Source organism: Terribacillus aidingensis, assembly GCF_040703035.1.
Lineage (GTDB): Bacteria > Bacillota > Bacilli > Bacillales > Amphibacillaceae > Terribacillus.
On record NZ_CP159996.1, the window covers coordinates 324,515 to 345,688 of the forward strand.

Here is a 21,174-nt window from a genome sequence, read left to right on the forward strand (position 1 = left end):
ATTTCACATGTATGAAATAATAATGTATACTAATACTAGTAGAAAGCAGTAATTGGGGGTCTGTAAGTGGAAAGCAGAGATATGATTGATTTTATCGAATTAGTACGTAATGTCAATAAAGCGTTGCGTAAGGAATGGGATTTTCAGATTTCCGGACCGCAGCTTGTCTTGTTGAGGCTGTTAAAAAATAGCGGGCCGATGCGTATGTCTGATTTGGCTGAGGAAGTGGGTATCAGCTTTAGCGGGGCAACGAACTTAGGAAACCGCATGATCAAGGATGGCTACTTGGAGCGAATCCACTCAGAAAAGGATCGTCGGGTTGTCATGCTTGCAATTACGCAAAAGGGATCTGACTTCTATGAGAGTTTTTCTGGAGCAAGGGACAAAGCATTCAGTTCTTTCCTCGGTAAACTAACAGAAGAGGAGAAAAACGAGTTCATCCGGCTCAGCCGTAAAATGCTCGCTGATTAATAGAAAGGGGATGTGTGTATGTCGGACATTCGAAATGAAACGATACCCGATGGACACGAAATCGAACAAGCGGAAAATGAAATCAAGGAAGACGCACATAGTATAAAACGGATATTCAAGCAACCGAAGGCAGCATGGGCGGTTGCTTTTGCATGTGTCGTTGCATTTATGGGGATTGGTCTTGTCGATCCGATTCTTCCATCAATCGCTGCACAGATGGATGCAACGCCGAGTCAAGTAGAATTATTATTCACGAGTTATTTGCTCGTTACCGGAATCATGATGCTGATCACAGGCTGGTTATCCAGCCGGATCGGTCCGAAAATGACACTGCTCATTGGGTTGGTCATCATTATATTATTCTCCACTTTAGGAGGATTAGCCGGCAGTGTGGATGAATTGGTCGGCCTTCGTGCGGGCTGGGGGCTAGGTAATGCATTATTTATCTCCACAGCACTTGCCGTAATCGTCAGTGTTGCCAGCGGTGGTTCAGCAGTAGCCATCATGCTTTATGAAGCAGCTCTTGGATTAGGGATGTCAGTCGGACCGCTTCTGGGCGGACTGCTTGGATCCATCCATTGGCGTGCACCTTTCTTTGGTGTGGCGGTATTGATGCTGATCGGATTGCTGGCGGTGTGGATATTGCTGACAGATGTACCAAAACCAGCGAAGAAAATTCCGCTTTCAGCACCATTCCAGGCATTGCGTCACCCGGGGCTTTTGACGATAGGGTTGACAGCTTTATTTTATAACTTCGGTTTCTTTACGTTGCTGACATATTCACCGTTTGTCTTGAATCTCGGTGAATTCGGTATCGGATTCGTCTTCTTTGTTTGGGGAGTCATGCTGGCAATTGGGTCGATCTTTATAGCACCTTCTTTCGAAACGAAGCTAGGCACGAAAAGATCACTTAGTTTGGTAATGGTGGGTATCATCATTACGTTGGCTTTGATGGGGATTGGCGCAGATTGGCCAGTATTCCTGATAGTGATGATTGCATTAATGGGATTATTACTTGGTATTAACAATACGGTCATGACAACAGCTGTTATGGAAGTCTCGCCGGTTGAGCGTTCTACAGCATCAGCTGCATATAGTTTCCTGCGTTTCACCGGTGGTTCGATTTCACCATGGCTCGCGGGAAAAGTGTCGGAGCATATTTCGATTGGAGCTCCATACTATGTCGCGGCAGCGGCGGTGCTCGTCGGATTGCTGTTATTCACTGCTAGAAGAGGTGCAATGGATCGTTTGAGTTAAGAGAAAGGCCATGATCATTTGATCATGGCCTTTTCTGTGTACATGAAACGATAAAATTAAGGGTCATTCCTGGAAACTTGCCTGGTTTATAGGGAAGGATAAATATAACTTTCTTGAATCAAGAAGGAGTTCGAGTACTGCTTGCAGAAAAAGAGAAATTAGGATGACGTAAGTTGAGGAAGCATAACATGCTCACAGTTAATGGGTTTTGACTAGCAAGAGCTAAGATAGGCAGTCGTGACGGATAGTATAAAACCGGTAATGTATGAATATAAAAAAGCAGAACTAGAAGTAGTTCTGCTTTTTCCTTATAGGTCGATTGTATAAACGTTATTTTTGTTCACATTCTTCAAATATATCTTGTCTGGCTTGATTTCCAGTACAACATAATCTGGATCATTTGGTCCGTCAAGCCAAGCGCTGAAGCTATCCTTCCAAAGCTGCTGTTTCAGCTCCGAAGATTCACTGACTTTTGCTTCAGCCTCGATTTCAACATACTCATCTCCGACGCCGTCGCCGTTATATCCTAGCAGGATATGGACGTTATGATTGTTTTCGATATCGTCCACCTTGTGTGAACTGCCGCTTGTTGCGCAATATAATGTATATCCTTCGTTGAAGAAGGCCATATAGCGAGTATAAGGCTTACCACCTTGAACGGTAGCAAGTGTGCCGATCTTTTGATTTTCCAGGATCTGTTCCACATGTTTTCTTACTTCTGCTTGTTCCATCATGATCTCCTCCTTCTGATTTCTAAAGGTAGTATCCCTTTTTTGGCAGCTTATTAAACCCGAAAAAAGGGAAGTGTATATGGAGTGGAAGAAGACTCGTCTAAAAGCCAACTAATGGAGGGAATCGTATGACTAAGATGCAGGAAGAGAAAAAACCACAAACAAAGTGCCAGTCAGAATTTGGCGAGTTAAAGCATGTTGTTGTCTGTCCGCCGGCATATATGGAAATACGCAAAGTCATTAACGAAACACAAAAGCATTATCTGAATCATAATATCGATCAAGATTTAGCTATGAAACAGCATACTGACTTTGTAAAAGCTTTACGGGATCACGGAGTGGATGTGATGTCACTGCCGGCTCATGAGCAGTTTAATGAACAAGTATATACCCGGGATATCGGTTTTTGTATAGGAGATACATTATTTACTGCAAATATGGGTGATGAAATACGCAAAGGGGAAACGAAAATACTTCGGGAATGGCTGGAAAAACAAGGACTTACATACAAGATGGTAGATGAGGGAACAATTGAAGGCGGTGATGTCGTTGTTGACCGTCAGCGTGTATGGATTGGCCTCAGTAAACGGACAGATGAGAAAGCCATACAGCAAGTACAGCAGCTGCTGCCGGAATATGAAGTGATCCCAGTAAGGATTCGTGAGGATATCCTTCATTTGGATTGTGTCTTCAATTTGGTCCGGGATGACCTGGCAATTCTTTACCCCGATGCTTTTGAACAGGACGATCTAGAACGTTTCCGTAAACTGTACAACACAATCGAAATTTCGGAAGAAGAACAATTCTATATGGGTACGAATATCCTTTCCTTTGCACCTGATAAGCTATTGAGCCTGCCTTCAAATAAGCGGGTCAATGAGGCATTGCGTGAGGAAGGAGTGACAGTAATCGAAGTAAACTTCTCGGAAATCATCAAGTCCGGCGGTTCTTTCCGATGCTGTTCCCTCCCGCTGCAGCGCCAATGAACGTATAAAAAAGAAAGAAATAAATATCCTAAGGTTTGGCTGGTATGAGCGGATTGCTTTACTTCTGTTCCAAGCCTTTAGCATAATAAAATGTGGAGGCGATCAGATTGGATAATTTTACGTTTTATAACCCAACAAAATTGATTTTCGGTAAAGACCAATTAGATAAATTGAAAGAAGAAATTCCTGCATATGGCAAGAAAGTATTGCTTGTCTATGGCGGCGGAAGCATTAAGCGCAGCGGCTTGTATGAAAAGGTATTGAAAGAACTAGAAGAAATCGGTGCAGAAGTATTCGAACTTTCTGGAGTGGAACCAAACCCGCGTGTTTCTACTGCGCGTAAAGGTGTGGAAATCTGCAAAACAGAAGGAATCGATGTATTGCTTGCAGTTGGCGGCGGAAGTGTAATCGACTGTACGAAAGCTATTGCAGCAGGTGCGAAGTATGATGGAGATGTATGGGATATCGTAACCAAAAAAGCATTCGCAGACGATGCTCTTCCATTCGGTACTGTACTCACCCTTGCAGCGACAGGTTCTGAAATGAACTCCGGTTCTGTTATCACGAACTGGGAAACAAATGAAAAGTACGGCTGGGGAAGTCCTCATACATTCCCGAAATTCTCTATCCTGGATCCGCAGAACACATTCACTGTACCGCGTGATCAGACGATCTACGGTATCGTCGACATGATGTCACACGTATTGGAGCATTATTTCCATACAACAACGAATACAGAATTGCAGGATCGCTTCTGTGAATCCCTATTGCTTACGGTAATGGAAACAGGACCGAAGCTGCTTGATGATCTGGAAAATTACGATTACCGTGCAGCTATCCTTTACAGCGGAACAATGGCTTTGAACGGCGTATTGAACATGGGCTATCGCGGCGACTGGGCAACACATAACCTTGAGCACGCTGTATCTGCTGTGCATGACATTCCGCATGGCGGTGGTCTGGCAATTCTATTCCCGAACTGGATGAAGCATGTACTCGACGATGAGACTGCACCGCGCTTTAAACAGCTTGCTGTCCGTGTCTTCGGTATCGATCCAACAGGCAAAACGGATAAAGAAGCTGCACTTGAAGGAATTGATGCATTACGTGCTTTCTGGAACAGCATTGATGCACCAGCTACGCTTCGCGACTATGATATTTCCGAAGACAGCTTGGAATTGATGGCTGAAAAAGCATACGCGAACGGCGAGTTCGGCGGCTATCGCAAACTGAATAAAGAAGATTCACTTGAGATCTACAAAGCATCTTTCTGATTATCAGAAGAGAGCCTGCGCATATATGCGCAGGCTCTTTTTTAGGAGCTTACCATCGTACCGCCGTTCACATGAATGATCTGACCAGTTACATAAGAGGAATCTTCAGAAGCTAGGTAAACATAGGCTGGAGCAAGCTCATAAGGCTGACCGGCACGTTTCATTGGTACATCCTGCCCGAATGTGGCAACATCCGCTGCTGAGAAACTGGAAGGAATGAGTGGTGTCCAAATTGGCCCCGGCGCGACGCCATTCACTCTGATCCCTTGTGTTGCAAGATTTTGGGATAACGCTCTCGTGAAACCAACAATAGCACCTTTTGTGCAAACATAATCAATCAGATCTGGTCTTCCTTCATACGCAGTCACTGATGTTGTATTAACAATCGTGCTTCCTCTTTTCAGATGCGGCAGTGCAGCTTTTGTCAGATAGAAGAAAGCAAAAATATTTGTGTGGAATGTTGCATCCCATTGAGCGGTAGAGATATCGGTCAGCGATTCCTGAGGGAATTGGACACCATGATTATTTACGAGAATATCCAGTTTTCCATAAGTGTCGATTGTATGGGAGACAACAGCCTGGCAATGTGCTTCACTCCGCAAATCACCGACAATCAGTGTGCAGCGCTGCCCAAGCTGTTCTATCCGGTTCTTTGTCCGTCTGGCATCTTCGTTTTCATATTCATAATAGTAGGCAATAACAATATCGGCACCTTCCTTGGCAAAAGCGATGGCAGCAGCTGCACCAATTCCGCTGTCCCCTCCAGTGATGATTGCTGTCTTTCCTTTCAGCTTTCCTGAACCTTTATACGTGTCTGTCTCAATAATTGGCTTTGGCCGCATCAGCCCCTCTATTCCAGGCTGCTGGTCTTGGTGCTGAGGCGGAAAGTAAAAGTTCGTGCCGGGTTGAACCGGCCGGTTTTTGCTATATTGCTGCTGCGTCAATTCTTGTCCTCCTCTTCATACGTGGCTCCAAATGAAATATATGCAAAAGATGCCCTTGATTTGCCAAAAAAGAGGTATTTTATGTTAGGAAACAGAACAGAAGGGGAAAAGGATTTAGAATGTGATTTAATACGAGTTGGAAAGGGGTCTTATTCATGGAAAAAGTATTTATCAGTCCAAGCCGGTATGTTCAAGGAAAGGGTGTACTTCAGAAAGCTGGGGAGTATGTGAAAAAAATCGGTGACAATGCTCTTGTCCTTGCAGATGAATTTGTCTGGGACTTGGCGGGAAATACAGTGCTTGAGAATCTGGAGCAGAGCGGTATCCAAACGAAGAAGACCGTATTCGGCGGAGAAGCATCAACAGAAGAAATCAAGCGTATTGCTGCTGATGGGAAGGAAAGTAATGTTGTCATCGGTATCGGAGGCGGAAAGACACTTGATACTGCAAAAGCAGTAGCAGACGAGCTGCAGGTTGGTGTTGTGATCCTGCCGACAACAGCATCAACTGATGCTCCTACGAGCGGATTGAGTGTTATCTACTCTGAGGAAGGAACATTCGAAAGCTATAAGTTTTACGACAAAAACCCGGACCTTGTCCTTGTCGACACAAAAATCATCGCGCAGGCACCACCTCGTTTCCTGGCTTCCGGAATTGCAGATGCAATGGCTACGTGGGTGGAAGCACGTGCTTCTATTGAGGGACGCGGCAAAAACATGGCTGGCGGACTGGCTACGATTGCTGGACAAGCGATTGCAGAAAAAGCGGAAGAAGTTCTCTTCGAATACGGATTGCTTGCTTATGAGGCCAACAAACGACAAATCGTTACACCTGCTTTGGAAGCGGTTGTCGAAGCAAATACACTGCTTAGCGGACTTGGGTTTGAGAGCGGCGGACTAGGTGCGGCACACGCCATCCATAATGGCTTCACCGCGCTGCATGGTGAGATTCATAGCCTTACCCATGGTGAAAAGGTTGCATTTGGTACGCTGACACAGCTTGCGCTCGAGGATCGTACACTTGATGAAATCAACACGTACATCGATTTCTACCTTTCCCTCGGTCTCCCAGTTACACTGGAAGACATTAAACTTAAGGATGTTTCGGATGAAGACTTACTGAAGGTTGCCGAGCTTGCAGTGCAGGAAGGTGAATCGATTCATAACCTGCCTGGTACAATTACAGCAGATCAAGTCGTAGATGCCATTAAAGCAGCAGATCAATACGCAAAAGCATATAAAGAGTTGATTGGCTACGAAGCCTGATTAACAGAGATAAAAAGCTGGAACAGGAAAAAATGTTCCAGCTTTTTTCTTTTGCCCATTGACGTGTGTTTCTGTACTAGTGTACTATGTGATTAATACAGTAATACATCAGGAGGGTTTATTTCATGAAAGCTTGGCTAGCATTAGTAAAGAAAGAATTTCGTGTCGGATTGCCAATTTTGCTTTTGGCAATCGTACTATTCCTTGTCGGCTTGGTTATAGTTACCGTCAGTACCTATCGCTTTGGGTATGCTTGGGATGGTGTTGGAATCATCGGATTAGCCTGGGGCGGCGGACACTTTTTCTTCATGGCAATCTACATGCTTTACAGTCTTGCGGTGGAGAGAAAAAGGTTGCATCTCTGGCTTCACAATCCGATGCATGCTTCGGGGCTTCTCGCAGCGAAGTTAGTAACAGGCACAGTTTACATGATCATTTCATTGCTTGTCGTAAGTATTGCAGCATATGTGGGTGGTTTGCACTTTGTAGAGTTCTCAGATGGCACGTGGTTCAAAATTGGTTTGATTGCCTTCGTGCATGTAGTTATGTTCGCTGTCGATTTTTCTGTATACGTCATTCTTGCATATGTTGTATTTCTGTTATTGGAAAGGTACATGCCTGCATTCCTTAGCGGAACAGTGGTTTTCATTGGCTGGTGGGTATTCGCTTATCTTTTCTTCGGTCTCATAGGGAATTCAAAAATTTATGCTGCTATTTCAGAATGGGGAAAAATCGACTTAGGCTTTGTCGCTAATTCACTTCAATTCGACATTAGTATTAGGGAAGCAATAGTAAATTTTCAAGGTGAAGACACTTTCATCTATGCTGGTAACTACGTCATTGAACTGATCACCATTCTTATCATCTATTTCATCGCATCCTGGTTATTAGACAAAAAAGTAGAGGTGTAGAGTATGACCGATACATTTCAATCATCCCAGCCCATATATCTGCAGCTGGCAGATCGGCTGAATAGACAAATTGTCAGCGGCGAGCTGAAGCCTGGAGACAAGCTGCCTTCCGTACGGGAAACGGCAGTTGCATCGAAAGTAAATCCGAATACGGTACAACGGACGTACCGCGAACTGGAGGCATCGGGAATCGTGGAATCACGCAGAGGGCAAGGAACATTCGTTACGGAAAATGAAGATATTCTCCTTTCTATACGTGAGAAGCTGAAGCAAGAACAAATACAGAATTTCATCCAAGTCATGCATGATATGGGCTATGAGAACGATGAGATCACAAAAGGCCTGCAAACCTATTTGGAAGGAGGAGCAGTGAATGATTGAATTTAAAAATGTGACGAAACGGTATATGACAAAAACAGCATTGCGAGACGTGAATTTAAAGCTCGATAAAGGCAAGATCATCGGCCTGGTCGGGCTGAACGGAGCAGGTAAATCAACAACGATGAAGCTGATTGCCGGACTGATTAATCCGACCAAGGGATCTGTGGAACTGGATGGTAAGAAAGTGACGCGCCGGATAGCGTCGAAGGTGAGTTATCTGTCTGAGCTGGATGAGTATTATACCTTCTATACTGTCCAGCAGACAATTGATTTCTTTGCGACGCAATTTCCTGATTTCAATAAAGAAAAGGCGGAGGAAATTCGCGCATATATGAATCTTGATGCCAATACAAAAGTAAAACATCTGTCCAAGGGGAATCGCGGCAGGCTTAAAATTATTCTCACATTGTCCAGAGAAGTACCTATCCTCTTGATGGATGAGCCGCTTTCCGGGTTGGATCCGCTTGTGCGGGACTCCATTGTTAAAGGTCTGATTACATTTGTAGACACGGAGAAGCAGCTTGTTCTCCTTTCCACGCATCAAATCATGGAAGTTGAAATGATTCTTGATGAAGTGATTGCAATCAAAGATGGTGAGCTGGTGGATCACAGGAATGTAGAAGAACTGCGCTACGATGAGCAGAAGGGCATATTGGAATGGATGAGCTCGATCTATGAGTAAAGAAGCACTTCAACTCTTATTACAAGCAAAGGAGCGAAAAAGCATGCAAAAACAGCCAGCAGTAGAAATAAAGCAGGTTACCAAAGTGATTCGCGGCCGAAAAATCATCGACCGTATCAATTTTTCCATCTATCCCGGTGAGGTGTTCGGCTTTCTAGGGCCGAACGGGGCCGGTAAAACAACAACAATCCGGATGATTGTCGGACTAATGGGCATCACGGATGGAGACATTCTTATCAAAGGCAATAGTATCAAAACATCCCATGGCGCAGCCATGAAACATATCGGTGCCATCGTCGAGAATCCGGAGATGTATAAGTATCTTTCTGGTTATCTGAATCTTGTGCATTTTGCGAGAATGAGTGATGGCGTAGATAAGAATCGGATCGATGAGGTTATCGAGCTTGTAGGCCTGAAGAATCGGATCAACGATAAGGTGAAAACATATTCCCTCGGGATGAGACAACGTCTCGGTATCGCACAAGCCCTGCTGCATCGTCCAGATGTACTTATCCTGGATGAACCAACGAATGGATTGGATCCGGCTGGGATTCGGGAGATGCGTCATTATATCCGCAATCTGGCTGAAAAAGAAGGCCTTGCCGTTATCGTATCCAGCCATTTGCTGAGCGAGATGGAATTGATGTGTGACCGAATCGGGGTCTTGCAGCAGGGTAAAATGCTCGGAGTGCAGCAAGTTCACGAGATGTCGAGTGAACAGACACAAATGGTCAGATTCCAAGTCGAACCATTGGAACAAGCTGGAGTTGTCCTCCGTGATATGGGCAGCAAGCAACCGCAGATCAAGGATAAACAAGTCTTTGTCGAGCTGACGCGTGATGAAATCCCAGCAGCAGCTGCAAAGCTTGCTAAGGAAGGAATCAGCATTTACGGTATCCAAGCAGAAACAAAGACATTAGAAGATACATTCCTGGAATTGACTGGAGGGAAGGAAATTGTCTAAATTCATCGGGTTGGTGCGAAATGAACATATGAAAACATTCCGTCGTATATCAACGTGGATCATGCTGGGAATTGCAGCTGCTTTGCTGATAACGATTGCAGCTTTTACAGCGTATTACGCTGAGGACAGCAGCGGAGACTGGCGAGCAGATACAGAGCAGCAGATACAGGATCTACAGAAGCAAGTTAAAAATGGCGATGTGGATGCAGCAGCTGCACAACAGGATATGGCTGCAATGCAATACCAGCTGGATCAGGATATCGCACCAGTTCAAAGTGATTCACTTGCTGCTTATATGGAAAGTGTCATGTACTACTGTGCACCGTTTCTGATTCTGTTCATCGCTATCATTGCAGGCGGACTCGTTTCTACTGAATTCGGCACAGGGACAATAAAACTATTACTCACTAAAACACCTTCCCGTTTCAGTGTGTTAACTTCCAAGTATGTAAGTATGTTCATCACAACAGTTATCTTCTTTGTATTCTTTATTGGATTTTCCTTTATCGTCGGCGGTCTCTTCTTCGGATTCAATGGATTGGACGCGAAAAGTGTGATTTTTGATAATGGAGAAGCTGTGACAAATAATATATTGGCTTCTACCATGAGAGATTACGGATTGAACTTTGTCCAAACATTCATCTATGCGACAATTGCATTTGCTCTATCCACTATCTTCCGTAACACAGCCTTGGCAATTGGATTTTCCATCTTCATTTCCATGTTCTTCCCGACCATCAGTTTCATACTTTCCAGATATGAATGGTCGAAGTATATCTTATTCAATAACGTGGATCTGACAGTATATAACCCAGGTAACACCCCAATCGTGGACGGCATGACACTGGGCTTTTCAGTTGCGGTAATGGCTATCTATTTTGTCATCATCACTTGCATAACTTGGTTCAGTTTCATGAAACGAGACATTACAGCTTAAGCACTTCAGTTGCTTTATGTTTAAAATAACGGTAAAAAGGAAGTAGTAATACTGTATGCAGCTTTTTAAAACTAACAAACGAAATAGGAGTGAATTAACATGAGTGACGTATTATTCACATCTCACGCAAAAGCAACTGGCGGTCGTGAAGGACATGTAAAATCTGATGATGGTTTGATCGATCTTGATCTTGTCCAACCAGGAAGCAAAAAGGATAGCGTAGGTTCCAATCCTGAGCAGCTATTCGCTGCTGGTTACTCTGCATGCTTCGATGGAGCATTCAACCATGTAGCAAGAGCTGAGCGCAAACGCGTTGAGACGGAAACTTCTGTTGATGTCAGCCTACTGAAAGATGGCGATGGATTTAAAATCGCAGCTGCTATCACTGTAGATGTTAAAGGTGTTTCTCAGGAAGAAGCGGAAGATCTATTAGAAAAGACGCATCAGTTCTGCCCTTACTCCAAAGCGACTCGCGGCAACATCGATGTAGATTTGAAAGTGAACGTTGTAGAATAATAAGAAAAAAAACCACTTCCCATTTGGGAAGTGGTTTTTCTATGCTCATTTTTTGCGTTGGAATAAAAACTTTGCCAGCAATGTCTGACAGATGACGAACAGACCGCCGACCGCCCAGTACAGCGGAAGTACAGCTGGTGAGCTGAAAGAAATAAAACCAATCATGAGCGGAGAAATGATACCGATCATACGGGCTTGCTGTCTTCTGGCTGGATCAACGCCAATTTGGGAAACACGATATTGCAGCCAATAAACTGCCATCGCAATAACCATGAGGGCGATATCCGGTGTTCCAAGATTAAACCAGAGGAAATCGTGCGTCGCGATTTCAGGTGTATTTCGAATAGCTGAATAGAACCCGATCAGGAAAGGCATCTGAATCAAAAGCGGCAGACAGCCCATCGCGGAAAATGGATTCATGCCGTGTTTTCGATACAACTCCATCATTTCCTGCTGCTGCTTCTGTTTCGACTCAACATCGGTTTTGTTTTTATATTTTGCCTGCAATGCATCAAGCTCTGGCTTGAATAGCTTCATTTTCTCCTGTGTTTCATAACTCTTCTTGAGCTGCATCAGCATGAAAGGCATCAGAATGAGACGTACCGCCAACGTGATCAAGATGACACTGATTCCGTAATCGTCATTGAAATTACCAGCAATCCATTTGATCAAGTAAGAGAAAGGACTGATGAAGTAATGGTTGAACCATCCTTTACTAGTTGCGCCTCCGCTGCTGCTTTGGCATCCTGCCAGCAAAACTATCAGACCTATGGAGCTTAAGATAATACCGTACTTTTTAAAGAATGTGGATACAGATGTGCGTTGCAAATTGTTTTTCCTCCTTGTTGTATCGATTGGTTATCTGGATACAAACAAGAAGCTGCTTCGCCATCATCATCCGGACCGTCTTTCCGCATGGTAGTGCGGGCGAGCCAATGAACGATCGGCCTGCTGTAAGAAACGGTAGTAGGAGTATGCGATTGCCAGCTGTCTAACGTGCAGACATGCTGCCATTGCATCGCATCACTAGCACGAAAACGACTCGTAACTTTCGTTGTTGCTCTATGTGCCAGGATAAAAGTCATCGTCAGCCCGATATAAAAGACCAACGACGTAAAATCATCGGCAAATATATTCCAAAAAGCATACAGCATCTGTATACACCTCCTTTCGTTCCTTCTATTTTCCTATAGTTCTAGAAACTTGTCAAAACTGCGCAGGGATTTTCGTTTCGTTTGGAGAAATGGCTAAGAGAAGCGTTTTCTCTGCTAACAGCGGTTTATTTGAACAGTTTTATGACGGAGGGGGACGAACATGATAAACTGGTTAACAAGACTACAAGCTGCAGAGGTGAAACCGATGTTCAAGATACGCGAAGCAAAGGTCTCGGATTATGACCAAGTCGCTGTTCTGTACAAGGAATTATACAATACGCATTATACAAATCAGCCGGAGCATTTTGCCAAGAAGGCAGAGCCGCTTGACCAACACGTTTTTGAAAGCAATATATACTTAGATAATAAGAAAGTATTCTTAGTGGAAAAAGCAAAGGAAGTTATGGCTTTTGCTACGATACGGGTGACGAACGAGACAATCTCTCACAAGGCACATATTTTCATTGAAGAATTCTGTGTGCGTTCCGATATGCGGGGCAAAGGAATCGGAGGACATCTATTTGAAAAAATCAAGCGCCATGGGAAAAAGATAGGGGCATCAGAAATAGAGCTGAATGTGTGGAATTTTAACAACCGTGCAGAAGATTTCTACGTCAAGATGGGCATGCAGACACGCTCAAAACGAATGGGAATATCATTGAAATAAGTAGATAATTGTCGAATTGACCCCTCGTACAGAGGGGCTTTTCTATGTCAAGTAAAAAAGTTAAAAATTTGTAAATATTTATATAGCCAAGCTCTTTTATGCCATTTATAATAATCTGGAATTACATAAATATATTTCCAGGAGGATACATACGTGACAAAGAAGCTATTGGTTGGAATAATCTTGGTTTTGCTTTGCCTGCAAGTAGTAGCACCACAGACGGCGTCTGCTGCTATTAAACAAAAAGACCTTGAAGCCTACGCGGCTGAGCTAGGTACAGATGTGGAAGGTTTGAACCGCTATCTGGTAGATTTTGAGTGGGGGACAATTGAAGATTTTGAACCAAGTTCGATCGATGAATTGCGTGATTGGCTTGGAGAGCCGGTAACTAAAGAAAATTTACAGTCTTTCTTGAAAGAGACTGGTTATACAACTGAAGATATAAATGCAAGTTTGAAAGAAATGGGTTTGACGGATTATACTGCAGAAGATATTTTACTTTATGAAGATCTGTCCTGGGTAATGGGTTATCCTGCTACTTCGCAAAATCTACAGGAACTAGCAGCAGAAGTAGGTCTCACAGAAAAAGAATTGGCTGATTTGTTTGCTGCGAATGGATTGGATTTATACAGCTATGGAACTATGGAAGAATTAAATGAAGTGATTTACAACGATATAAACGGGGTATCATTGTATTTCCTATTGCAGGAAGTAGAATTGAGCCAGGAGGAATTTGACCAGCTGCTTGCGGATAACGGTGTGAAGCTGGAAGATTTCTCAAGCTATGAAGAGCTTTTGGATTTCGTTTATGAAGAATCGGGTTATTATGAGTTCTCCCGCGAGGATTATTGGGAAATGCTGAGTTCTTTCCTTGATCTTATCGGAGTGGGACAGGACGAGTTTTTCCGTGCTTATGATCATTTGGAAAGCGTAGTATCGAATGATCCAGAAGCATTCATTTCTGGTCTGGAAGATATTGCACTTCGCGCAGAAGCATTGGGAGACTTTGAAACTTCCACAGAATTAACGGAAGAGCAAGGTAAAGAGCTTCTCGCAATTTGGAATGATTTGATGAATATCTTCCAAATGAAAGCTGAATTCTATCTGGTAGATGGAAATACGAAAACACCTGTGACGTTTGAAGAACTACTGAAAGTTACGGATCTTGAGAATCGTATTTTACTTGTAGATTTGTTTGACTTACAGGGCAATCACCTATTGAACTTTACTATAACTGGCGAATTGTTTGGTTCTGATTTGCTCACAGGTGCTCCAGCAGTAGAAGTACCTGTACAAGAAAAACCTTCTGAATCAGAACATAAGCACGAAGCACCTGTATTAAAAGAGAAAGTAACAGTCACACCAACGAAGACTGCGACGGAGACAGTGAAAGAAGAAGGCAAACGTCTTCCGGATACAGCTTCTCCTGTTGGCAATATTCTAGTGGCCGGTGCAGTATTGATGGCTGCTGGTGCAGTATTATACGCATGGAACCGACGGAAGAGACATAGTAATTAATAATGTAAGCACCACGAATCATTTGATTCGCGGTGCTTTTTCTATATAAAAAGTGAAACAATCTGACAAGGAGCTCCGTACATATTATGGAAATAAAAAAATTGTTACAGGGAAAGGGTGAAGGGAATGACAAAACCGGCAATGCAGCTGATTGGTTTGAAGAAGCAGATCGGCTCAAAACTGATTGTTAAGGGATTGAACTTTGACATTCAGCCGGGTGAGGTATTCGGATTCCTCGGACCAAACGGAGCGGGTAAGACAACGACAATCCGGATGATGGTTGGCTTGATCCGTATCACAGAAGGTGATGTGCGTATTCAAGGAAAAAGCATCAAGACGGACTATAAAGAAGCAATCCGGCATGTAGGTGCAATCGTAGAGAATCCGGAGTTATATGGTTTCATGTCCGGGTACAAGAATCTGCTTGTTTTTTCAAGGATGATTCCCGGAATATCGAAGGAACGCATCGACGAAGTGGTGAAGCTCGTAGGATTGGAGAAACGCATCCATCAGAAGGTGAAGCGGTACTCCTTAGGTATGCGGCAGCGGCTAGGTATTGCACAGGCTTTACTACATAATCCTTCCATCTTGATATTGGATGAGCCGACGAATGGATTGGATCCTTCGGGAATCAGAGAAATCCGTCAGTATATCCGCAAACTAGCAGAACAAGAGAATGTGGCTGTCATTGTCTCCAGTCATTTGCTTTCGGAAATGGAGCTCATGTGTGACCGTATCGGCATATTGAAAAATGGGGAACTTGTCAGCATCCAGCAAATCCAGAATACAGAAGACGATGCACCAGCTGAAGTCGTTCAAATTGATTGTCCGGCAGTACATCACGAAAAAGCGCAGCGTCTTTTACAGGAACAATTCGGGATTACAGCAATGTCGAGCGGCGAGAAACTGACATTCCCGATATCGCGGGAAGAAATTCCATCCATCATTAAAGCACTGGCTGTTGCCGATATCGAGCTATTTGGTTTTGCAGTGGAGCGGAAGACGCTAGAGGATAAATTTTTACATGTGATTGGAGAGAATGTCATTGAGTAACTTTTTCCAGCTTGTCCGAAACGAGCAAACGAAGCTGTACAGCCAGCTGTCGACGTGGATCATGCTTGGCATTCTTATAGTTGTCGTTCTTGGTTTTGCTATTATCATGCGTACAGCAGATGGCTTTGTAGGGCAATACGATGACGCGACCTGGAAGCAGGATTTGCAGCAGCAAAATGAAGAGATAGCTGAGTTCAACCCAACTGCTTCGGACATCCTTATTAACAACTACCGAATAGAAAATGACCTGAAGCCTGAAGGGACGACAGCTTGGGACTTCCTTTATCAAAGCAATTTCATGACTAGTGTGCTTAGCTTGCTGACGATTATCGTAGCCGGCGGTATCATCGCAAATGAGTATCGCTGGGGCACTATCAAACTTCTATTGATTCGGCCAGCGACCAGAACGAAAATCTTCTTTGCAAAATATACCAGTGTTCTATTTTTTGCTTTAACTGCATTACTTGTATTATTCCTATCCTCCTGGCTGATCGGCATGTTGTTCTTTGGTCTTGGGGGAGAAGGGTCCATGCTGCAGGTAAAGAATGGAGAGGTTGTTGAAATCTCAGTATGGACACGGATTGCACAGGATTATGGTTTGCAGTTAGTGAAGCTTGTCGTATGGGCAACATTTGCCTTTATGATTTCCGCGGCGTTGCGTAACGGTGCTTTAGCAATTGGGACGGCAATCTTCCTTATGTTTGTCGGCAGCTCCGTCATTCCATTCATTTACGATAAACCGTATGCAAAATATGTTTTGTTCTCAAATCTGGATTTAACGCAATTTACTACAGGGTATAAGGTTATTGATGATTTAACGCTTACATTTGCGGTTGTAACCATAATCGTGTACTACCTTATTTTCCTTATTATTGGGTGGGTATTGTTCACGAAACGTGATGTAGCTGGTCATTAAAATAAGAGAGGGGAATTTACATGGTAAAAAGAACGGCAGAAAAAGTATTGGCAATCATTGGGGCAGTTTTGTTTCTTATTTTTGCAGGCTGGTCAGCGTTTGGGCTTGGAGGAACGGATGAAGCAACAACCAATGAACTCGTAAACCAGGGATTAACGCAAGAGGATGCTTCTATGTTTACGGATCTCGTGACAGGAATGTCTATCTGGTTCATTATCCTATACGTGATTTGTGCTATTCTTGGTTTTGTTTCTCTGGCTATGCTGAAGCCAAATAAAAAAGCAACAGGAGCAGGCATTCTTCTTATCATTACTGCAGTGCTTGGTACAGTGCTGTCTATCTTTACAGGCATCATCGGGGGTATTCTCTACTTGATCGCAGGTATCATGGCGATTGTGCGAAAGCCTGTTGAGCAATATAATGATAGAGGAGAAACGTATTAAGAAGTAACGCAGGAAGGAGGTTTGACATGTTGAAACGAACAGCGGAGAAGGTACTTGCCATCATTGGTGCAATTGTCTTCCTCATTACTGCGGTCATGACAACAGTTCAGGTAGCTACATACGATCCTGAGGCTGCTCGCGATCAGATACTCGAAAGCGGAGTTGATCAAACAGTTGATACTGGTATGATTGCCGATATCGCAGGCTCCATTGGAATCTTTGTCATAATCATGAGTGTCATTAGTGCCATCTTAGGTATTGTGGCAGCAGTTAAGCTGAAGACGGATCGTAAACAGACTGGCCTTGGTATCATGCTTATAATCGTGGCATTAGTAGGTTCTATCGGTACTTTCCTATCGGGCTTTATCGGCGGAATGGTTTATATCATCGCAGGTGTCATGGTGCTGGCGAGAAGACCAGTCGATGAAATCAGATAATAAGAGAGAAAGAGGGAAAACGGTTGATCAAACGTACTGCGGAATTAGTCTTAGGAATTATAGGGGTAGTATTTAATGTCTTGGGTGCTATTCTTGTTGGAGTATTCATGGGTGTAGCGGGTAATTCCATCAATGAAGAGATAAAGAATGATCCGACTATCACTGCTGAAGATGCAGCATTAGCAAGCAATTTTGTCGATGGTTTAGGTTGGTTCTATGTCATCGTTTGTGTGATCGGAGCCATCCTTGGTGTGGTAGGTATATTGCTTTTGCGCCGTAACAGCAGTGCCATAGCTTCCGGCGTGATCTTCATTGTTGCTGCGGTTTTGATAACGTTCTTGACGTTATTCGTTGCAATTATTCCAGCGGTTCTCTATCTGGTTGCGGGTATCTTGGCAATAGTCCGCAAGCCCATTGATACAAATGAAAATACAATAGAGAGTTACTGAATCCATAAAGGGGTACTGCCATTGGCAGTGCTCCTTTTTAAATGGATAATGCTAGGAAAGCTAGCAGTATGCCGCTGATATAGCTGCATAGCAAGTAACCGATAGCCATGGCTATTTTCCTTCTGCTGCCCAGTTGAACAATCTCCAAGAAAAAAGTGGAGAAGGTCGTAAATGAGCCGAGAAATCCAACGGCGAGGAAGTTATGCCAGCCCGCTCCCCAATCTGCTTGGAGCACAAGTCCGATTAGGAAGGAACCCATAATGTTAATCAGGAAGGTACCTAGAGGGAAGTTGTTCCTCCAAAATGTTTCGACTCGTCTGCTTATTTCGTAACGAGAAATTGCTCCAAGCCAGCCGCCTGCAAGTACCATGATAAGACTCATAATGACTGCTCCTTTATGACTTGACTCGGCGAAAGTCGAAGACCAATGAGCAGTGCTGCTATTCCGCCTGTTGTACTACAAACGAGATACACCAAGCCAATATGTGTCATGCCATCTTGGATGAGAAGGGCTGTTTCCAGGCTGACAGTCGAAAAAGTTGTAAATGCTCCGATCATGCCTGTTGTCAATGCTTTAGCTAGAGCAGGTTTATCTGCAAAGTAGCGCCTTTTCACAAAGTTAGTCATATAACCCATAGCGAAACATCCTATCATATTGATGCAAAGCGTTCCTGCTGGAAAATTACCAGTCTGCGGTACCAATGATCCAATAAGATAACGGAGAAGCGCACCAATACTGCCGCCGCAGCCAATTGCGAGATACATTTTCATACACAAAACCTTCTTTGCCCGCATATAATGCTGTATGCCTGTATTATACCCCATTATCTGTGTTACGCTAGCAGGACGGATTCAGAAGGAAAGGTAGTATGATTATGATGAAAAACGCGGCGATTTTAAGTGAGGAATATTTCTTATCCTACTTTCGCCTGCTGATGAATACGCGCGGCTGTTCTGTAGAAGAAGCTTATCACCTCACAATTGAGCAGATTTTCGAAGGAGATATCAATCTCTTTGGCGAAGACACCAAAAAGAATTTCAAACTAGCTTATCAAGCAGTCAAAGGAAACTGATGCTTCCTGACATGCTCCATTTGACATTGAGAATGGTTATCAATTAAAATGAGAGCAGATGAAGGGAAGTGAATGAAGGTGGCAAGTGTACTGATAGCATTCACCAGTATGTCAGGCAATACAGAGGAAATGGCTGACATTATGGAACAGACGCTGGAAGCAAAAGGAGTCGAAGTGACAAAGCTCCAAATTGATATAGATCAGTTAGACGTTTTTACGATGACCGATTATGATGGTATCTTAATGGGCACCTATACATGGGGAGATGGAGATATTCCCTATGAAATAGAGGATTTCTACGATGAGCTGGATGACATCGAACTGGATGGAAAACCAGTGGCCCTTTTTGGATCCTGTGATTCCATCTATGCTAGCTACGGTGCTGCAATTGATACATTCCAGGAAAAATTCAAGGAGCGCGGAGCGGAAATCGCTCTTGAAACTCTGAAAGTCGACCTCTCCCCAGAAGACGAGGATATCCGTAACTGTCAGGAATTCGCTGCTTCGTTTGCTTCTGTAATAGAGAAAGAACGCAGTTTATAAAAAGCAGTCTGCTTCAAGCAGACTGCTTTTTATTTTGTAGAAATGTGTTTGCGAACTTTTTAAATTTAAAAGGGGATATGTAGAATAATGTCGAATAAATTCGGGTATAGAGACGGATAGGAGGCAGGACTATGGACATATTTCAAATACATACAAAGCACCACGATGATATAATTGATATTACTGACTCTATTCAGCGCTATATCCAATCAATTGGCATCCAAGAGGGAATAGCAGTCATCTCTTCTTTGCATACGACGGCGGGCATTACCGTTAATGAAAACGCTGATCCCGATGTAAAGCGGGATTTTCTTCGCAGGCTCAGGGAGATATATCCTTGGGAACAAGAACAGGATTTGCATGCGGAGGGAAATATGGCAGCACATTTGAAAACGAGTACCGTCGGACATGCTCAGACAGTGTTAATCTCGGAGGGTGAGCTCGTATTAGGAACATGGCAAGGTATTTACTTTTGTGAGTTCGATGGACCGAGAACAAGAAAATATGCAGTCCAAGTACTATCATCCGGAAAGGAAGGTGTGTGATGGAACAGCTTTCTGTATGTGCCATGTGCGGGACAGTCCTTGACATACCGGAGAAGGGTGAATTGCTGATGCGTTCACCAGAATCATTCAGGAATTTATCATCAGAAAATCCGCCTCGGCAAGAAGATACATATACGATTCTCCAATATTTCAGCTTACAGCAATTAGAGCAGATGCTCCTATCCTTGCGCAGTCAAAGTATACCGGGTGTAAGGTGTACCGTCGCCAAGAAAGTAACTAATAGCTATCCGATGGTATCTGTCGAGGAGCTGCTCCAACGTGTTCAATATCCGCATTTCACAGACATTATTCACAAGGGAGCATTTCAGTCTTTCCTGCAGCCAATCGTTTCCATGAAGAATGAGGAAATATTCGGGTTCGAGCATTTGCTGCGGGCAGATAAACGGGAAGCCTCACCAGCTGCACTATTTAATTTCGCAGCAGAAGCAGGACTTACTTCTATGCTCGACCAGCGAGCGAGGAAGACTGCAGTCAGAAAAAGGGCGCAGGAAGCTATTCCCGTTGGGGTAAAAAGCTTCATCAATTTCCTGCCATCAACCATTTATAATCCTGACTTCTGTCTAAGGCAGACATTCCATACAGTCGAACAATATGGAGTGGATCCGAAAGACCTTGTCTTTGAAGTAGTTGAGACAGAGAAATTGGATGACGTTGCTCGCTTGAAGCGTATCTTTAAACGGTACAAGCAAGAAGGAATGATGGTTGCCCTGGATGATGTAGGAGCAGGCTATTCCACGCTTGAACTGCTTAAAGAATTGGAGCCCGATTTTGTCAAGATTGACAGAGCATACATATCTTACTGCGACAGCGATACGCAGAAACAGGAATTTCTATATAAAGTAATGGACGTTGCCCGCCTCCTTGGCACAGAGGTGCTGGCAGAAGGAATTGAAAGGCAAGAGGAGCTTTCTTTCTGTAAACAAATCGGAATGGATTTAGCCCAAGGCTACTTTATCGGGAAACCGAGTACCGAAGCTGTATCAGAAGATGTGCTGTTTCCTTCCAGATAATATATTCGTCAGAACTACCCCGTTAT

General features: G+C 43.7%; 28 protein-coding genes. 22 read left to right on the forward strand and 6 right to left on the reverse strand.

Annotated elements, in window-relative coordinates:
* The first annotated feature begins 66 nt into the window (after positions 1-66).
* Together ABXS78_RS01780 and ABXS78_RS01785 are read left to right on the forward strand one after the other, a co-directional pair.
* Positions 67-471 carry a MarR family transcriptional regulator gene (locus ABXS78_RS01780; protein ID WP_366248670.1) on the forward strand — a complete coding sequence of 135 codons (405 nt, stop codon included), beginning with the start codon at positions 67-69 and terminating at the stop codon, positions 469-471.
* A gap of 18 nt (positions 472-489) precedes the next feature.
* The gene (locus ABXS78_RS01785; protein WP_095223959.1) at positions 490-1,728 is read left to right on the forward strand and encodes an MFS transporter; all 1,239 of its coding nucleotides are present in this window, start codon (positions 490-492) and stop codon (positions 1,726-1,728) included.
* Positions 1,729-2,036: 308 nt separating this feature from the next.
* On the opposite strand, the gene ABXS78_RS01790 is transcribed toward ABXS78_RS01785, so the two are convergent.
* Positions 2,037-2,462 carry a pyridoxamine 5'-phosphate oxidase family protein gene (locus ABXS78_RS01790; protein WP_366248671.1) on the reverse strand — a complete coding sequence of 142 codons (426 nt, stop codon included), beginning with the start codon at positions 2,460-2,462 and terminating at the stop codon, positions 2,037-2,039.
* Positions 2,463-2,587: 125 nt separating this feature from the next.
* On the opposite strand from ABXS78_RS01790, the gene ABXS78_RS01795 reads away from it, so the two are divergent.
* Both ABXS78_RS01795 and ABXS78_RS01800 read left to right on the forward strand, forming a co-directional pair.
* Positions 2,588-3,445 (forward strand): dimethylarginine dimethylaminohydrolase family protein, encoded by an 858-nt coding sequence (locus tag ABXS78_RS01795; RefSeq protein ID WP_366248672.1) that lies wholly within the window; start codon positions 2,588-2,590, stop codon positions 3,443-3,445.
* A 107-nt stretch (positions 3,446-3,552) separates the two neighbouring features.
* Positions 3,553-4,719, forward strand: coding sequence for an iron-containing alcohol dehydrogenase (locus tag ABXS78_RS01800; protein WP_095223966.1), 1,167 nt, complete (start codon positions 3,553-3,555; stop codon positions 4,717-4,719).
* A 41-nt stretch (positions 4,720-4,760) separates the two neighbouring features.
* On the opposite strand, the gene ABXS78_RS01805 is transcribed toward ABXS78_RS01800, so the two are convergent.
* Complete coding sequence (locus ABXS78_RS01805; RefSeq protein WP_366248673.1) at positions 4,761-5,663, reverse strand: SDR family oxidoreductase; 903 nt, start codon at positions 5,661-5,663, stop codon at positions 4,761-4,763.
* 155 nt (positions 5,664-5,818) lie between these two features.
* Between ABXS78_RS01805 and ABXS78_RS01810 the strand changes: the two genes are divergently transcribed.
* From ABXS78_RS01810 to ABXS78_RS01840, 7 genes are all read left to right on the forward strand, one after another.
* Positions 5,819-6,928 (forward strand): glycerol dehydrogenase, encoded by a 1,110-nt coding sequence (locus ABXS78_RS01810; RefSeq protein WP_366248674.1) that lies wholly within the window; start codon positions 5,819-5,821, stop codon positions 6,926-6,928.
* Positions 6,929-7,053: 125 nt separating this feature from the next.
* Positions 7,054-7,839: a hypothetical protein gene (locus ABXS78_RS01815; RefSeq protein ID WP_366248675.1), complete on the forward strand. Its 786-nt coding sequence runs from the start codon at positions 7,054-7,056 to the stop codon at positions 7,837-7,839.
* A gap of 3 nt (positions 7,840-7,842) precedes the next feature.
* Positions 7,843-8,220, forward strand: a complete 378-nt coding sequence (locus ABXS78_RS01820) for a GntR family transcriptional regulator (RefSeq protein ID WP_095223970.1) — start codon at positions 7,843-7,845, stop codon at positions 8,218-8,220.
* Entirely contained in the window at positions 8,213-8,902 is a 690-nt protein-coding gene (locus ABXS78_RS01825) for an ABC transporter ATP-binding protein (RefSeq protein ID WP_366248676.1), read from the forward strand. The genes ABXS78_RS01820 and ABXS78_RS01825 overlap by 8 nt, the downstream gene beginning before the upstream one ends.
* A gap of 43 nt (positions 8,903-8,945) precedes the next feature.
* Complete coding sequence (locus ABXS78_RS01830; protein WP_366248677.1) at positions 8,946-9,866, forward strand: ABC transporter ATP-binding protein; 921 nt, start codon at positions 8,946-8,948, stop codon at positions 9,864-9,866.
* Positions 9,859-10,803 (forward strand): ABC transporter permease, encoded by a 945-nt coding sequence (locus ABXS78_RS01835; RefSeq protein WP_366248679.1) that lies wholly within the window; start codon positions 9,859-9,861, stop codon positions 10,801-10,803. The genes ABXS78_RS01830 and ABXS78_RS01835 overlap by 8 nt, the downstream gene beginning before the upstream one ends.
* 99 nt (positions 10,804-10,902) lie before the next feature.
* Positions 10,903-11,319, forward strand: coding sequence for an organic hydroperoxide resistance protein (locus tag ABXS78_RS01840; RefSeq protein WP_366248680.1), 417 nt, complete (start codon positions 10,903-10,905; stop codon positions 11,317-11,319).
* A 45-nt stretch (positions 11,320-11,364) separates the two neighbouring features.
* Here the strand turns inward: ABXS78_RS01840 and yidC are convergent, their stop codons facing one another.
* Both yidC and ABXS78_RS01850 read right to left on the reverse strand, forming a co-directional pair.
* The gene (gene yidC / locus ABXS78_RS01845; protein ID WP_366248681.1) at positions 11,365-12,147 is read right to left on the reverse strand and encodes a membrane protein insertase YidC; all 783 of its coding nucleotides are present in this window, start codon (positions 12,145-12,147) and stop codon (positions 11,365-11,367) included.
* Complete coding sequence (locus ABXS78_RS01850; protein ID WP_366248682.1) at positions 12,096-12,473, reverse strand: hypothetical protein; 378 nt, start codon at positions 12,471-12,473, stop codon at positions 12,096-12,098. Before ABXS78_RS01850 ends, yidC begins: the two co-directional genes overlap by 52 nt.
* A gap of 160 nt (positions 12,474-12,633) precedes the next feature.
* Here ABXS78_RS01850 and ABXS78_RS01855 point away from each other — a divergent pair, with 160 nt between their 5' ends.
* From ABXS78_RS01855 to ABXS78_RS01885, 7 genes are all read left to right on the forward strand, one after another.
* Positions 12,634-13,140: a GNAT family N-acetyltransferase gene (locus ABXS78_RS01855; protein ID WP_095223976.1), complete on the forward strand. Its 507-nt coding sequence runs from the start codon at positions 12,634-12,636 to the stop codon at positions 13,138-13,140.
* 153 nt (positions 13,141-13,293) lie between these two features.
* Positions 13,294-14,658 (forward strand): processed acidic surface protein, encoded by a 1,365-nt coding sequence (locus tag ABXS78_RS01860; RefSeq protein ID WP_366248683.1) that lies wholly within the window; start codon positions 13,294-13,296, stop codon positions 14,656-14,658.
* 126 nt (positions 14,659-14,784) lie between these two features.
* On the forward strand, positions 14,785-15,711 hold the full coding sequence (locus ABXS78_RS01865) for an ABC transporter ATP-binding protein (protein ID WP_366248684.1): 927 nt from the start codon (positions 14,785-14,787) through the stop codon (positions 15,709-15,711).
* On the forward strand, positions 15,698-16,627 hold the full coding sequence (locus ABXS78_RS01870) for an ABC transporter permease subunit (RefSeq protein ID WP_366248685.1): 930 nt from the start codon (positions 15,698-15,700) through the stop codon (positions 16,625-16,627). Before ABXS78_RS01865 ends, ABXS78_RS01870 begins: the two co-directional genes overlap by 14 nt.
* Before the next feature lie 20 nt (positions 16,628-16,647).
* Complete coding sequence (locus tag ABXS78_RS01875) at positions 16,648-17,070, forward strand: DUF4064 domain-containing protein (protein ID WP_366248686.1); 423 nt, start codon at positions 16,648-16,650, stop codon at positions 17,068-17,070.
* 26 nt (positions 17,071-17,096) lie between these two features.
* The gene (locus ABXS78_RS01880) at positions 17,097-17,507 is read left to right on the forward strand and encodes a DUF4064 domain-containing protein (protein WP_366248687.1); all 411 of its coding nucleotides are present in this window, start codon (positions 17,097-17,099) and stop codon (positions 17,505-17,507) included.
* 23 nt (positions 17,508-17,530) lie between these two features.
* Positions 17,531-17,956 carry a DUF4064 domain-containing protein gene (locus tag ABXS78_RS01885; protein ID WP_366248688.1) on the forward strand — a complete coding sequence of 142 codons (426 nt, stop codon included), beginning with the start codon at positions 17,531-17,533 and terminating at the stop codon, positions 17,954-17,956.
* 37 nt (positions 17,957-17,993) lie between these two features.
* Here ABXS78_RS01885 and ABXS78_RS01890 read toward each other — a convergent pair whose 3' ends face one another.
* On the reverse strand, positions 17,994-18,338 hold the full coding sequence (locus ABXS78_RS01890) for a CrcB family protein (protein WP_366248689.1): 345 nt from the start codon (positions 18,336-18,338) through the stop codon (positions 17,994-17,996).
* Positions 18,335-18,727, reverse strand: a complete 393-nt coding sequence (gene crcB / locus ABXS78_RS01895; RefSeq protein ID WP_366248690.1) for a fluoride efflux transporter CrcB — start codon at positions 18,725-18,727, stop codon at positions 18,335-18,337. Before crcB ends, ABXS78_RS01890 begins: the two co-directional genes overlap by 4 nt.
* A 98-nt stretch (positions 18,728-18,825) precedes the next feature.
* Between crcB and ABXS78_RS01900 the strand changes: the two genes are divergently transcribed.
* The 4 genes from ABXS78_RS01900 (at position 18,826) to ABXS78_RS01915 (ending at position 21,148) form a co-directional block, all read left to right on the forward strand.
* The gene (locus tag ABXS78_RS01900) at positions 18,826-19,029 is read left to right on the forward strand and encodes a hypothetical protein (protein WP_095223984.1); all 204 of its coding nucleotides are present in this window, start codon (positions 18,826-18,828) and stop codon (positions 19,027-19,029) included.
* Between the two features lie 78 nt (positions 19,030-19,107).
* Entirely contained in the window at positions 19,108-19,572 is a 465-nt protein-coding gene (locus tag ABXS78_RS01905) for a flavodoxin (RefSeq protein WP_366249853.1), read from the forward strand.
* A 131-nt stretch (positions 19,573-19,703) separates the two neighbouring features.
* Positions 19,704-20,117 (forward strand): secondary thiamine-phosphate synthase enzyme YjbQ, encoded by a 414-nt coding sequence (locus tag ABXS78_RS01910; RefSeq protein WP_366248691.1) that lies wholly within the window; start codon positions 19,704-19,706, stop codon positions 20,115-20,117.
* Positions 20,117-21,148 (forward strand): EAL domain-containing protein, encoded by a 1,032-nt coding sequence (locus tag ABXS78_RS01915; RefSeq protein ID WP_366248692.1) that lies wholly within the window; start codon positions 20,117-20,119, stop codon positions 21,146-21,148. The genes ABXS78_RS01910 and ABXS78_RS01915 overlap by 1 nt, the downstream gene beginning before the upstream one ends.
* The last annotated feature ends 26 nt before the right edge of the window (positions 21,149-21,174 follow it).

Coding starts and splice junctions, on each gene's coding strand:
- ABXS78_RS01855 (WP_095223976.1), top strand. CDS start 12,634: ATGATAAACTGGTTAACAAGACTACAAGCTGCAGAGGTGAAACCGATG.
- ABXS78_RS01785 (WP_095223959.1), top strand. CDS start 490: ATGTCGGACATTCGAAATGAAACGATACCCGATGGACACGAAATCGAA.
- ABXS78_RS01815 (WP_366248675.1), top strand. CDS start 7,054: ATGAAAGCTTGGCTAGCATTAGTAAAGAAAGAATTTCGTGTCGGATTG.
- ABXS78_RS01900 (WP_095223984.1), top strand. CDS start 18,826: ATGATTATGATGAAAAACGCGGCGATTTTAAGTGAGGAATATTTCTTA.
- ABXS78_RS01810 (WP_366248674.1), top strand. CDS start 5,819: ATGGAAAAAGTATTTATCAGTCCAAGCCGGTATGTTCAAGGAAAGGGT.
- ABXS78_RS01850 (WP_366248682.1), bottom strand. CDS start 12,473: ATGCTGTATGCTTTTTGGAATATATTTGCCGATGATTTTACGTCGTTG.
- ABXS78_RS01840 (WP_366248680.1), top strand. CDS start 10,903: ATGAGTGACGTATTATTCACATCTCACGCAAAAGCAACTGGCGGTCGT.
- ABXS78_RS01915 (WP_366248692.1), top strand. CDS start 20,117: ATGGAACAGCTTTCTGTATGTGCCATGTGCGGGACAGTCCTTGACATA.
- ABXS78_RS01870 (WP_366248685.1), top strand. CDS start 15,698: ATGTCATTGAGTAACTTTTTCCAGCTTGTCCGAAACGAGCAAACGAAG.
- ABXS78_RS01790 (WP_366248671.1), bottom strand. CDS start 2,462: ATGATGGAACAAGCAGAAGTAAGAAAACATGTGGAACAGATCCTGGAA.
- crcB (WP_366248690.1), bottom strand. CDS start 18,727: ATGAAAATGTATCTCGCAATTGGCTGCGGCGGCAGTATTGGTGCGCTT.
- ABXS78_RS01825 (WP_366248676.1), top strand. CDS start 8,213: ATGATTGAATTTAAAAATGTGACGAAACGGTATATGACAAAAACAGCA.
- ABXS78_RS01865 (WP_366248684.1), top strand. CDS start 14,785: ATGACAAAACCGGCAATGCAGCTGATTGGTTTGAAGAAGCAGATCGGC.
- ABXS78_RS01795 (WP_366248672.1), top strand. CDS start 2,588: ATGACTAAGATGCAGGAAGAGAAAAAACCACAAACAAAGTGCCAGTCA.
- ABXS78_RS01830 (WP_366248677.1), top strand. CDS start 8,946: ATGCAAAAACAGCCAGCAGTAGAAATAAAGCAGGTTACCAAAGTGATT.
- ABXS78_RS01910 (WP_366248691.1), top strand. CDS start 19,704: ATGGACATATTTCAAATACATACAAAGCACCACGATGATATAATTGAT.
- ABXS78_RS01875 (WP_366248686.1), top strand. CDS start 16,648: ATGGTAAAAAGAACGGCAGAAAAAGTATTGGCAATCATTGGGGCAGTT.
- ABXS78_RS01880 (WP_366248687.1), top strand. CDS start 17,097: ATGTTGAAACGAACAGCGGAGAAGGTACTTGCCATCATTGGTGCAATT.
- ABXS78_RS01890 (WP_366248689.1), bottom strand. CDS start 18,338: ATGAGTCTTATCATGGTACTTGCAGGCGGCTGGCTTGGAGCAATTTCT.
- ABXS78_RS01820 (WP_095223970.1), top strand. CDS start 7,843: ATGACCGATACATTTCAATCATCCCAGCCCATATATCTGCAGCTGGCA.